The following is a 12,565-nucleotide window of genomic DNA, read 5'->3' as shown; positions in this document are numbered from 1 at the left end:
GGTCAGTACGTCACATGCACATCGAAGCGATCCAGCAGCGCGCTCAATTCGCCGCGCGCATGGGCGATCTCCTCGGCGTTCTGCCGCTCGAGCAGCGACTGGAAGCGCGCGATATGCGCGGCCAGATATTGCCGATGCTCCCCCAGCGTTTCCTCATAGACTCGATCCGCGCGCGTGAGCAGCGTGCGATTCTCCAGTTGATCGCGCGGATGAATCTTTAGCGCACTCAATGTCGCGAGTCGTTCGCCAATTTCTTCCGGAGTCAGCACGCCGGGGTTTTCTTCGATCACCATCGCACGCTTCACGCCGCCGGGAAACGCAGTGGCTTCCACTTCCAGCACGCCGTTGACGTCGTAGGTGAAGCGCACATCCGCACCGGCCTGACCGGCCGGCTTGACCGGCACGTCGAGCGTGAATTCACCAAGCGGCACGTTGTCGACCGTCAAACGCGCTTCGCCCTGGAACACCTTGATGCTCAACATCTGCTGACGGTCACTGACCGTAAAAATGCGCTGCATGCGGCTCACCGGCACGATCGTATTACGCTCGATAATCGGCAGAAAATGCCCCGGCACATATTGATTGGCACTGACCTGCATCGCAGCCTCGATGCCGAGGCTATACGGCGCGACGTCGGTCAGCACCATTTCGTCGAGACCTGCGTCTCGCGTAACGAGCCCTGCCTGCACAGCAGCGCCGAGCGCGACGACTTCGTCCGGGTTCAGATTCGCGGCGGGCAAACGGCCGAACATCTTCGAGACCAGCTTGCGCACCATCGGCATACGCGAGGCGCCACCGACGAGGATGATTTCATCGAGCGCATCAACGGCGATCTTCGAATCGCGCAACGCTCGCTCGACTGGTTTGCGCAGCCGTTGCAGCAGATGCTCGCAAGTCCGTTCCGCGGCCGCCGCATCGAGTTCGAGGCTGTGCTCGTTATCGCCAACCGTAAGCTTGAGCGTGACGCTATCGGCGCCCCTCTGCGTGAACAGACGCTTCGCACGTTCGGCTTGCTGATGCAGACGTTGTGCGGCAATCGGCGTAAGCGATTTGACTTGAAGGCGGTTGCGCTGGCAGAAGAACTCGACGAGCGCTTCCGTGAAATCCTCGCCACCCAGAAAATTGTCGCCCGTGCTGGCGCGCACTTCCATCACGCCTTCGAAGAAGTCGAGCACCGATACATCGAACGTGCCGCCGCCCAGATCGAAGATCAGGAACTTGCGTTCACTGTCGCGCTGATGCACGCCGTACGCGAGCGAGGCCGCGGTCGGTTCGTTGACGAGGCGCAGCACATTGAGCCCGGCCAGTTCGCCGGCGATGCGCGTGGCTTTGCGTTGCGCGTCGCTGAAATAGGCGGGCACGGCGATCACGGCGTCGCCTACCGTTTCGTCGAGGAACGCCTCAGCATCGGCTTTCAGCGATTTGAGCACCAGCGAGGACAGTTCTTCAGGACGCAGTGTCTGCATGCCGAGCGACACGTTGCGATTCGTGCCCATGTAGCGTTTGAAGTTGGCGGCGGTGCGTTCGGGATGCGTATGCAGCCGGTCATGAGCGGGCCGGCCGACAAGGATGGAGCCGTCGTCGTCGATCGAGACGCACGACGGCGTCAGCACGTCGCCCAGTGCGTTCGGGATGAGGGCAGCCTCGTTATTGCGCCAGACGGCCGCAAGACTATGCGTGGTTCCAAGATCGATGCCGATGATCGAAGGCATGTACAGTTTCCGATTCGTTTTGCGCCCCTCCGTGAGGAGATCGCCCAAGGTCGCGTGGGAGCCAGATGGCGCTCCGTCCAATGGCGATAACGGCAGGCTGCCTGCAAACTTGAGCGGTGAAGGGGAACGAGTGCGGTGAGAGTCGATGAGGGCGATGCGCTACGCATGCCGGCAGGATCGGCCGCCGGGTATGCGAATGCGGTGCCTGGTCGCGCAAGAATGGCGACGCGAGAAGGGGATGCAAAGCGGGGACGCAAACCCCGCTAGGCGGGCCTGCTGCGGTGTATCACAACGCCTTGCGGTAGATCACGAAACCGGAGTGGTCCGCGACCTTGTCGTACAGCTTCATTGCCGTGTGATTCGTCTCATGCGTCTGCCAGTAGACCCGTTGCAAGCCGTCGGCCTTGGTGCGCGCATACACCGCTTCGATCAACGCACGGCCGACACCTTTGCCGCGCTCCGCTTCCAGCGTGTAGAGATCTTGCAGATAGCAGGTCGGCGCCACCATGGTCGTGTGACGGTGATACAGGAAGTGCACGAGGCCAAGCAACTGGCCGTTGCGTTCGGCGACCATCGCGTGCATCGGCTCGTAGGCATCGAAGAAACGCCCCCATGTGACCTGCGTGATCTCGAGCGGCAATGCCGTTTCACCCGAGCGGCCGTAGAACGCGTTGTAGGCGTCCCACAGCGGCAGCCAGGCGTCGAAGTCGGCGGGCGTGACGGGGCGGATTTGAATCGCGTCGGACATGTGTGTGGCTCCTTGTGTTGTGATGGTTGAGGGGGAGTGGCTCGCGACCGCTATGGCTGGGTCGAACAGGCGTAGACGGCTGCACCAACCGTCAGCATAAGAAATTTGTGGCACCATTGTTAGCTCCACAATGCGACCAGAATTTGGAGCCACGGAATTGGACTACGGCCTGTTGATGTCGAACGTCGAACGCGCAATGGGTGGGCGCAAGCTTACGCAGCAGGACTTGCTCTACGAGAGTCTGCGTCGCGCGATTCTTGATGGCGATATCCGCCACGGCAGCCGTCTTCTTGCCACGCGAGCGCTTGCCGAACAATTGGGCATTGCGCGCAACTCGGTGCTCTACGCGTACGAGCGGCTCACCGACGAGGGCTTCATCACGGCGAGCCGGCATGGTTCCATTGTCAGCATGGTAAGCGGTTCAGCTGCTTCGATCTCGGCAGCAAGCGGCAGCGTGCCGACGCCTGAAAACCACCTGTCACGCCGTGTCGCCGACCTGCCGCGCGAGCGCACCAATCCCAACGACCCCACGCCGTTTCGTCCCGGCGTACCCGCACTCGATGAATTTCCGCTCGCGCAATGGCGTGCCTCGATGGAGCGCGCATGGCGTGTGGTCGAACCGCGCGAACTCGGTTACGGCAACAACGCCGGGCACCCTGCATTGCGCCGCTCGATCGCGGAATATGTGCGTGTGTCGCGTGGTGTGCGGTGTTCCGCGGAGCAGGTGTTCATCACCTCGGGCACGCAGGCGAGTCTCGATCTATGCGCGTGCATGCTGGCAGACCCCGGCGATAGCGTCTGGGTTGAGGACCCCGGCTACCACGGTGCAAAGGCTGCATTCCAGGCCGCTGGTTTGCAACTGGTGCCGATTCCCGTCGACGCCGCCGGCATGGCGCCGACGACCGATCACTGGGAACAGACGCCGCCACGCCTGATGTACATCACGCCTTCGCATCAATATCCGCTCGGCAGCGTGTTGAGCCTCGAGCGGCGCTGGTCGATCATCGAGAACGCGGTTGCGCGCGGCGCGTGGATCATCGAAGACGACTACGACAGCGAACTGCGCCACAGCGGTCCGCCGTTGCCATCGATCCAGGGCCTCGCGGCCGACACGCCGGTGATTTACCTCGGCACCTTCAGCAAGACGATGTTTCCGGCGCTGCGGATGGGCTTCATGGTCGTGCCGGCGCACCTCGTCGCCGATATCGACGAGGCGCTCAGCGAGATCGCACGGCAAGGCCGCGTGGCTGAACAAATCGCGTTGGCGGACTTCATCGATAGTGGGAAATATGCGCGGCATCTGCGGCGCATGCGGCGACTGTATCAGCAGCGCCGCACCGCATTGGTGAATGCGATCGAGCGGCATATGGGCGACCTGGTGACCGTCTCGTCCGACGGCGGCGGCATGCATCTGACGATGCGGCTCGATGTGCCGCTGCGCGACCAGGACGTGAGCGCAGTGACACGCGAGCACGGTTTGCATATCGCTGCGCTCAGTGCGTTTTGTCAGCCGCCTGCTAAAGACGCCGCGCGCTATAACGGGTTCATGCTTGGCTACGCGGGTGTCAAACCACACGAAGCGGACGCATTGGTGGTGCGACTCGCCACCGTTGTGCGTGGGCTACGCTAGATCACGAACGAACGTCGTATTGTTATGACGAAAGAGCGTTAGACCGCTTCCGCCCTGAGCCAACGCGCGAGCCCGGCGTCGTCATCGGTATCCAGCGCTTGCGCGACCCGGCGCCCGACTGCCGCGCCGAATTTATAGCCGTGGCCCGAGCATGCCGAAACCACCAGCGTGTTGCCGATGCGCTTCGAAAAAAAGCGTTCGTCCGCAGTGAACGTGTAAGCGCAGGTTTTTACTTCGGTGACCGTATATTCGTCGATGCGGCTGAACGGCGGTGAAAACAACCGGCGCAGACTGTCGCCTTCTCCGGGCGCCGCGATGCGATTGGCATCAGGATCAGGCGCACGTGATTTGTGCACACTGGCGCCGAACTTCAGACCGACATCGTCGATTGGCGGCAGCACGTAACCGCTGCTTGCGCCGCCAATATCGACGATAGCGGGCGCATTCGACCATGCATCCGCCAGATCCGCGGGTGGCTCCATATAGGCGACCACGTTGCGATAAGTCATCAGGTTTTCGGCGAGCGCGGGGAACAGTTGTAGCGTCCACGCGCCGGCGGTGACCACGAGCCGGTCGGCGCGAATGATCGTGTCGTCTTCGATCCGCACGGAGGCCGCATGCGCATCGACTGCGAGTACCTTGGTATGGGTGCGAATCTCGGCGCCGCGCATCTTGAGCCAGGCTTTCATGTCGCGAGCGATGCGTTCGCTAAACAGCGCACCGCCATCCTGATCGAGGTAGGCGTAGCGAAACGTGGCAGGGTCGAGAAACGGATAACGCTCGGCCGCTTCGCGCGGGTCGAGCTGTTCATACTCGAATTTCATCCGGTCGAGGCCGGCGCGAAATTGCTCGGCGCCATCGCCTGCGTGTTGCGAAATGCCGAGCACACCGCAGTTCGCATAGTGGGACACGCCCAGGTCATTCCACAGCAGATCCCAACTATCGAATGCCTCGGCGATGGTGCGTGCGTAGCCGTCAGCATCGCCATAGGCGCGGCGGATCATGCGACTTCGGTCGCCCGAGGCGGCGAGTGGGTTCGGAATCGAGCCCTGCTCGATCAGCGTGATGTCGTGTCCCAGCTTCGCAAGCGACCACGCTGTGCTCAAACCGGCAATGCCCGCGCCTACGATTGTCACCCGCATGCCATCTTCCCCCGAGTCGATGTATCCGGGTCAGAGTCTAGCAGTGGGAAAAATAAACCGGTACGCGTTCTGGTAACGCGAAAAATAAATCGGTATGTGTTCTAGCGAATCGCCGCACGAGCCAGCGGGGTCGATCCAGCGTGCTGCCAGGCAGGGGGTGGTCTCCGCGCGCCGCCAAATCAGTGTTTGTGTTTCGAGGTATGGCGCAGCTTGTCGCGTACTTTCTTCGCGGCGAACAGCGGCACGTAATCGAATACACGCGCTTCGTGCCGGTAGTCGGCCAGTGTGTCTGCATACATCTTCGAGACCGTTTCCGTGGGGGTATCGGTTTCCTCTGCGATGCTTCTCACCACTTCGTCGACATTAGGCTCGGGTTGGGACATGGAACTCTCCGGGGCAAACGGGGTGGACCGGCGGGGTTGCCGGGAACGGGCGCACGACAGGAGTTTCATTAGAGGATGCGATTGGCCGCGATGCCAATTGAATTGGTCTATCGAATGACTCGCTCCACAGAGATTTTTGTCTTGTGCTGCAGCAAGCGCCCGCACCACGCGGTGAAGCGAGAAATCAATGTGTATGCCGGTGATGAATATCTGGGAAATGCGCGTGCGCGTGCGTGATCGGCGCATGGGAATGCGGATGCGTGTGCGGCTCGTCGCCGTCCCATGCGAAATCGTGCTCGTGCTGGTGATGCGCATCGTGCCGATGACGATGCGTGTGGTCCAGCGGGGCGTGAGTGTGCGGATGCTCGTGACGTTCGCGGATGTGCAGCCAGACACCCAGCATCATCAGGGCAGCGGCCACCCAGAACAGCGGCGGCGGCATCTCCGGCCACAGGAGCCACGATAAGGTCACACCAAATAGTGGCGCGACCGAGAAATAGGCGCCGGTGCGCGCGGTGCCGAGATTGCGCAGTGCGACGACGAACAGCGCGAGACTCACGCCGTAGCCTGCGAAACCCGTCAGCATGGCGAGTGCGACGGTCGCGGCCTTGGGCCATGCTGCACCAAAAGTGAGCGCGAGCGTCACGTTGACCGACCCGGCCACGAGCCCTTTTACGCAGGCAATGAACATGGCATCGTGAGTCGACACCTTGCGCGTGAGATTGTTGTCGACCGCCCAGCAGGCGCAGGCGCCGATTAGCAGCAGTGTGCCGGGCGGCAAGCCGGCCGCGCCGGGCTGCCACGACAATGCCACGCCGCCCGCGACGATCGCGGCCATGCCCAGGAACACCTGAATGTCGACGTTCTCGCGAAACACGATCCACGCGATCAACGCGGTGAATACGCCTTCGAGATTCAGCAACAGCGAGCCGGTGGCGGCTGGCGTCGTTTTCAGACCAAGCATCAACAGTGCCGGCCCCGCGACACCACCGGCCACGATCGCGCCGGCGAGCCACGGCACTTCGCGCACCGGGAAGCGGTGGTGACTGACCGGCTGCCCGTCCGCCTGACCTTTCAGGCGGCGCGCCAGAATCACGGCGGCAAGGCCCGTGCCGCTGCCGAGGTAGAACAGTCCGGCCAGCAGAAACGGCGACAGCGAGCCGAGCAGCGCCTTGGCGAGCGGCGTGGTCGCGCCGAACAAGGCGGCGGCGAGCAGAGCGGTGAAAGCTGCGTTGAAGCGAGTCGGCATGACCGGAAGATTCGGTGGAGGCAGGCGTTGCCGACACGATACCGCTATCGGGCCGCGGACGCCTAGCTCCGTTGAACAGATGATCGGGCCGGAAATCCCGCCCGCGTGCATCCGATCGCGCCCTTACAGCGTATAACCCGCATCGCCATCGAATGAGGCCCCCATGTCGCCACTTGCCGCCGCCGTGATCGCCCTGATTGCGCTCATCGTGATCTTCAGCGCCGTCTGGGTGTGGCAGTTGAAGACCGCGAACGCCGGCATGGTCGACCCGGTCTGGGCTTATTCGCTCGGCCTCGTCGCGGTGCTCTACGCCGTGCTCGGCAACGGCGATCCGGTATCGCGTGCACTGGCCGCGCTGGGTGGCCTGGTTTGGGGCGTGCGGCTCGGGACGCATCTGTGGAGACGCAATTTCGGCAAACCGGAAGACGCGCGCTATCGCCGCTTCCGTGAAGAATGGGGCGACAAGGCAGCCAGCAAGATGTTCTGGTTTTTCCAGGTGCAAGTCGTGATTTCGATGCTGCTGTCGATCGCGTTTCTGGTGCCGTCGTATCGGAGCAGCCCACCGGCCGTCGGCTGGATCGTGCTGGCGGTTGTGGTGTGGATCGCATCGGTAGTCGGCGAAGGCATCGCGGACCGTCAACTCAAGCGCTTCACACAGGACCCGGCCAATCACAACAGCGTGTGCCGCGTTGGCCTGTGGCGCTATTCACGGCATCCGAACTACTTCTTTGAATGCGTGCATTGGGTTGCTTACATCGCGCTGTCGATCGGCACGCCCTGGGGTTGGTTCACCTTGTTGCCGCCGGTGCTGATGGTGTTTCTGCTGCTGAAGCTCTCCGGCATCCCGCTGCTCGAAGAAAGCATGGCGAAAAGGCGCGCCGGTTACGCCGATTACATGCGCACCACCAGCGCGCTGATTCCGTGGCCGCCGCGGCATTGAGATGAGCCGGCCACGGCGCGCGCGTGTTCATGTTCATGTTCGGCTACGCGAACGGGAATGAGTGGGGCGTGGGACACTATCGGTTTATAAAACGCTAAACCGGATCCTGACCCGCGCCTTGGTATGACCGCCAGGAAACCCATTTCACTGAACACGTTATTGCACGACATTCGCGCCTGTACGGTGTGCGCGCCGGTGCTGCCGCATGCGCCGCGGCCGGTCGTCGTGGCGTCGGCTGATTCGCGCATTCTGATCATCGGGCAGGCGCCCGGTGCGCGCGTGCATGCTTCGGGCATTCCATGGAGCGACGCCAGTGGCGCACGTTTGCGCAACTGGCTCGAAGTCTCCGACGAGACCTTTTACGACGCCTCGAAATTTGCCATCGTGCCGATGGGTTTCTGCTTTCCGGGCAGAGGGGCGAGTGGCGATTTGCCGCCGCGGCCCGAATGCGCCGCGCTTTGGCATCAGGCCTTGCTCGCGCAGTTGCGCGAGGTGCGGCTCACGTTACTGATTGGCCAATACGCACAGCGTTTTGGCCTCGGTGACGCCTTCGGGCCGACGCTAACCGATACGCTGCTGCGCTGGCGAGATTACGGCCCCCACGTGATACCGCTCCCGCACCCCTCGCCGCGCAATATTGCCTGGTTCAAGCGCAACCCGTGGTTCGAAGCGGATGTATTGCCGACTTTGCGGGCGCGGGTTGGTGCGGCGCTCCAGGCGTGATTTGCCTCGCGCCGTCGAAATACGTCGAAATAATCGGAAACACACAATTAAGCAACTGGCGGAATAAAACGGCAAACAGATGCGTTTGCTTCATACCGCCGGCGTGATCAGACCTGCTGCGGCACGGCCGAATTTTCAAACAGCTTTCGCCAGAAAACCATTTGTAGACGGAACGACCGATGAATACTCACGCCGACTCCCTGACCGATTCGACCGGCACGCCGCTGGCGTCGCGCTATACCGGCACGGCGATAACGCTGCACTGGCTGATCGCGCTGCTGATGATCGGCAATGTCGTACTCGGCCTGACCGCGGAATCATGGCCCGACGACTGGGTGCGTCCGGTAGTCGACACTCATAAGTCGATCGGGATCACGGTGCTCGGTCTCGCGCTGATGCGCATCTTGTGGCGCGTGACGCACAAGCCGCCGCCGTTGCCGCGTGAGTTTCCGTCGTGGGAAAAGATCGCCGCGCACGTTGCTCATTTCCTGCTGTATCTGCTGATGATCGCACTGCCGCTATCCGGCTGGCTGCACGATTCCGCGTGGAAAGATGCCGCCACGCATCCGATGCGCCTGTTCAATCTGTTCCCCTGGCCGCGCATCGGTTACGTGATGAATCTCGATCCGGTGCTCAAGGAGTCCTTGCACGACCGCTTCGGCGCCTTGCATACGTGGCTTGGCTACGCGCTGTATGCGCTGCTGGCGATGCATATCGGCGGCGCGTTGAAGCATCAATGGATCGATCGCAAGTCGGTTCTGAAACGCATGGTGCCGTAAGCACTGCCACGCTGCTTTCTATCTAATAACCACTAACGACGGACTCAGCAGTCATTTTGAAGAAAACTCTGGAACAGGCACTCGCCCTTGCGTCGCCGCGCATTCTGCCGCGCCCCACTACGCCGCTGAGCACGCTGATTCATTTCAGCGTCGTCGTGCTGTGGTTGTTGCTGTTCGCCCGCGCATTCTTTCTGCAAGGCGTGGTGGCGTGGTCGACCGGCATTGCGTACGTCGTGTACGACACCTTGCTGCTTGCGTTCGTCACCTGGAAAACGCTGCCGCTGATGCGGCCCACGCCGCCGCTCGAGCCGGACTTCGATGCGCGCAACTTGCCGGGCATGGGTGTGATCGTCGCGTCGCATAACGAGGCGACGGTATTACCGGTGACGCTCGCCGCGCTGCTGCGCCAGACGCATGGCCCGGCGCAAATTGTGATCGCCGACGACGGTTCCACCGATGCCACCCATGCGCTGCTTACCGAACGCTTTGGCCTCGCTGCCGCCGCTGACGGCGTGCTGAGCGCGCCGAGTTCGCTGTACCCGAATCTGTACTGGCTGCGCGTGCCGCACGGCGGCAAGGCGCGCGCGCTGAACGCTGCCATCATGGTCATGACCACTGAGACCGTGATGACCGTCGACGCCGACACGCTGCTCGACGACGACGCCACCTACGCGATGCGCGCCGCCTTCGCGAGCGAGCCGAAGCTGGTCGCGGCGGCCGGCATTCTGGTGCCGGTGTGCGGCAAATCGGTTTCGGGCCGCGTGTTCCAGTGGTTCCAGACCTACGAGTACATGCGCAACTTCATCGCCCGTTTTGCATGGATGCGCGCCGACAGTCTGCTGCTGATTTCCGGCGCCTTCGCGTCGTTCAGGCGCGACGCGCTGGTCGACGTGGGCGGTTTCGATCCGCAGTGCCTGGTCGAAGACTACGAACTGATTCATCGGCTGCGCCGCTATTCGGTCGATCAGGGTCTCGGCTGGGACGTGCGTGTGGTCGGCGATGCCCATGCGCACACCGACGCGCCGGACAACCTCGGCAGTTTCCTGCGGCAGCGCCGCCGCTGGTTTGCGGGTTTCCTGCAAACGCAATACTGGAACCGCGACATGACCGGCAACCCGCGCTACGGCACGATGGGGATGCTGATGCTGCCGGTCAAGGCCATCGATACGATGCAGCCGATCTACGGGCTGACCGCCTTCGCGCTGCTGCTCGGCTTTCTGTTCGGCGGGCACGGCGCGATCGTCGTGTCGATTTTCAGCGTGATCGGCCTCAAAACGGCGATTGACCTCGCGTTTTATCTCTGGTGTATCCATCTGTACCGCCGCTGGACCGGCGAGCGCACCGGCTCCAGTTTGTGGATGGCGGTGCTCGCGGCGATCGCCGAGCCGTTCACATTCCAGTTGGTGCGGCACGTCGGCGCTCTGCTCGGCTGGCTGCATTTCCTGCGTGGCGGACGCTCGTGGGGCGTGCAACGCCGCTCCGGGCTCGTGACGCGCGACGAGAGCTAACCGCCAATCGCCTCATTTGACGACCGTAGGGTCGCACGCAGGCGCGATTGCGCCCATGGGCTGCGCAGTGGGGTATGGCATGCCACCAGCGGAACCATGCCGCTTCGGCTTCGAGTAGACTGTACGGCGATGTCGGCCCGCGAATTGCAGGGCGACACCCTTCCATCCGCTCGTGCACGGAGGCTCCACCTATGCATGCTGTTCCCCCGCTCGAACAAGACACCGTCGATGCGCCGGCCCATACGTCTTCTGCTCATACAGCCGCGCAATCCAACGCGCCAACGGGCGCGAATGCACACGCGCCGGATCAGGCCGCCAACGACGCCCCAGTGCGCGATCTGCGCCGCGTCGGTATTCACCCTGATTACTGGTATCCGCTCGCGTGGTCGCATGAGGTGAAGCGGGGCAAGACGCATGGTGTGACGTTCGCGGGTGAGCCGATCGTGCTGGCGCGTACGGAGTCCGGCAAGGTGTTCGCGCTCGAAGATCGCTGCGCGCATCGCCAGGTACCGTTGCATCAGGGCGTGGTGGACGGCGAGTCGATCCGCTGCGGGTATCACGGTTGGACGTACGACTGCTCGGGCACCTGCATCGACGTACCCTATCTGGGCCGCGAACGGCTGCCGAACGGCGTGCGTTCTTATCCGTGTCGGGAAGTCGAAGGACTCATTTTCGTATTCCCCGGCGACGCCGCTATGGCCGAAGAGCGACCGCTACCGGCGTTCGGCTCTGTATCCGACAAGAAGTACAAGACGCGCCGTTTCGGCCGTCCGGTCAATTGCCACTATTCGTTCATGCACGAGAACCTGATGGACATGAACCATCAGTTCCTGCATCGCCGGCAAATGGGGCAGATGCGCGCGCGGTCGGTGGGTCGCCGGCGTGGCGAGGGCTGGGTCGAAGTCGATTACACGTTTGCGCGCATGGCTGGCCAGCAGCCGATCGGCGAAGCGATCGTGTTCGGCCAGAGCCGCAAGACAGGCGGCGACAACGACAAGGACGTGATGACGATCCGCACCGAGTATCCGTATCAGACGCTGCAGATCCGCACGTCCGATCAGACGCTGGTGATGGATTTGTGGATCGTCTATGTGCCGCTCGATCGCGAGCAGCGCACGAACCGCACCTTTGGCCTGCTGTCGATTCGCAAACCGGGCATTCCCGGCGTGCTGAATCTCGCGTGGCCGCTGCTCGTGTGGTTCACCGAACGCATCTTCAAGGAAGACCGCGAAATCGTCGAAGCAGAACAACGTGCGCACGATTCGCAGGGCGCGGACTGGAATCACGAGGTGTTTCCGGTTATCAACGAACTACGCGCCTTGTTGCGCGAAAGCGGCGCGCCGGATCACGTGGTGGGCGCTGGTACCGGTGGCGCCGCGGTGATCCGTTTCTGGGATTCGCGTCACGGCAATCCATTGTCGAATACCTGATATTCGAGTTCTTTTGGGGCTTCGGCCGTTGCCGCGATCGTGGCGGCGGTGTCGGAGCATGCCGGCGAGGTGGCTGTTTCGCAGGCCGCTTTCCGCCCGGTGGAGAATGAATCCATCTCCACCCGGTAGGGAATTCAGGCCGATCGGCCAGCGATAATGGCATCTGACACGCCGAGGTTTGCGCCAATCGAGATGCGCCCGCCTCCGACCCGTGTACTATTTCGCTTTTTCCGATCTTTAAGAACGCCTCGTGACTACGCAACACATCCCCACCGCATCCCGTAAATCCCTCACTCTGCTGCAACTGCTGGGCCTCATCGG

General features: G+C 62.5%; 11 protein-coding genes. 6 read left to right on the top strand and 5 right to left on the bottom strand.

Translation table 11 applies throughout. The features are described 5' to 3' along the window. Window positions 1–2: 2 nt before the first annotated feature. Window positions 3–1,712 carry a molecular chaperone HscC gene (locus M0D67_RS26900; protein WP_266240397.1) on the bottom strand — a complete coding sequence of 570 codons (1,710 nt, stop codon included), beginning with the start codon at window positions 1,710–1,712 and terminating at the stop codon, window positions 3–5. 286 nt (window positions 1,713–1,998) lie between these two features. Further along, on the bottom strand, window positions 1,999–2,460 hold the full coding sequence (locus M0D67_RS26895) for a GNAT family N-acetyltransferase (protein ID WP_171927732.1): 462 nt from the start codon (window positions 2,458–2,460) through the stop codon (window positions 1,999–2,001). A 157-nt stretch (window positions 2,461–2,617) separates the two neighbouring features. Between M0D67_RS26895 and M0D67_RS26890 the strand changes: the two genes are divergently transcribed. Beyond that, window positions 2,618–4,090 carry a PLP-dependent aminotransferase family protein gene (locus M0D67_RS26890; protein WP_266240396.1) on the top strand — a complete coding sequence of 491 codons (1,473 nt, stop codon included), beginning with the start codon at window positions 2,618–2,620 and terminating at the stop codon, window positions 4,088–4,090. Between the two features lie 38 nt (window positions 4,091–4,128). On the opposite strand, the gene M0D67_RS26885 is transcribed toward M0D67_RS26890, so the two are convergent. The 3 genes from M0D67_RS26885 to M0D67_RS26875 all read right to left on the bottom strand — a co-directional run bounded on the left by M0D67_RS26885 (window position 4,129) and on the right by M0D67_RS26875 (window position 6,864). Beyond that, window positions 4,129–5,232 carry an FAD-binding oxidoreductase gene (locus M0D67_RS26885; RefSeq protein ID WP_171927734.1) on the bottom strand — a complete coding sequence of 368 codons (1,104 nt, stop codon included), beginning with the start codon at window positions 5,230–5,232 and terminating at the stop codon, window positions 4,129–4,131. 179 nt (window positions 5,233–5,411) lie between these two features. Next, window positions 5,412–5,615 (bottom strand): DUF3562 domain-containing protein, encoded by a 204-nt coding sequence (locus tag M0D67_RS26880; RefSeq protein ID WP_028195916.1) that lies wholly within the window; start codon window positions 5,613–5,615, stop codon window positions 5,412–5,414. Window positions 5,616–5,799: 184 nt separating this feature from the next. Then, window positions 5,800–6,864, bottom strand: a complete 1,065-nt coding sequence (locus tag M0D67_RS26875) for a DMT family transporter (RefSeq protein WP_154563039.1) — start codon at window positions 6,862–6,864, stop codon at window positions 5,800–5,802. Window positions 6,865–7,027: 163 nt separating this feature from the next. Between M0D67_RS26875 and M0D67_RS26870 the strand changes: the two genes are divergently transcribed. The 5 genes from M0D67_RS26870 to M0D67_RS26850 all read left to right on the top strand — a co-directional run bounded on the left by M0D67_RS26870 (window position 7,028) and on the right by M0D67_RS26850 (window position 12,244). Further along, on the top strand, window positions 7,028–7,804 hold the full coding sequence (locus M0D67_RS26870) for a DUF1295 domain-containing protein (RefSeq protein ID WP_154563041.1): 777 nt from the start codon (window positions 7,028–7,030) through the stop codon (window positions 7,802–7,804). A gap of 123 nt (window positions 7,805–7,927) precedes the next feature. Next, window positions 7,928–8,527, top strand: a complete 600-nt coding sequence (locus M0D67_RS26865) for a uracil-DNA glycosylase family protein (RefSeq protein ID WP_171927737.1) — start codon at window positions 7,928–7,930, stop codon at window positions 8,525–8,527. A gap of 179 nt (window positions 8,528–8,706) precedes the next feature. Further along, window positions 8,707–9,306 (top strand): cytochrome b, encoded by a 600-nt coding sequence (locus M0D67_RS26860; protein WP_266240395.1) that lies wholly within the window; start codon window positions 8,707–8,709, stop codon window positions 9,304–9,306. Between the two features lie 56 nt (window positions 9,307–9,362). Beyond that, a complete protein-coding gene (locus M0D67_RS26855) occupies window positions 9,363–10,814 on the top strand; it encodes a glycosyltransferase (RefSeq protein ID WP_266240394.1) in 1,452 nt (483 codons plus the stop codon). A 191-nt stretch (window positions 10,815–11,005) separates the two neighbouring features. Continuing rightward, window positions 11,006–12,244 carry an aromatic ring-hydroxylating dioxygenase subunit alpha gene (locus tag M0D67_RS26850; protein ID WP_171927739.1) on the top strand — a complete coding sequence of 413 codons (1,239 nt, stop codon included), beginning with the start codon at window positions 11,006–11,008 and terminating at the stop codon, window positions 12,242–12,244. The last annotated feature ends 321 nt before the right edge of the window (window positions 12,245–12,565 follow it).

Origin of the sequence: Paraburkholderia sp. SECH4 (genome assembly GCF_030511745.1) — a bacterium.
GTDB lineage: Bacteria > Pseudomonadota > Gammaproteobacteria > Burkholderiales > Burkholderiaceae > Paraburkholderia > Paraburkholderia madseniana.
The sequence above is the reverse complement of the archived record's forward strand: the minus strand, read 5'-3'. Positions and strand labels throughout refer to the sequence as shown.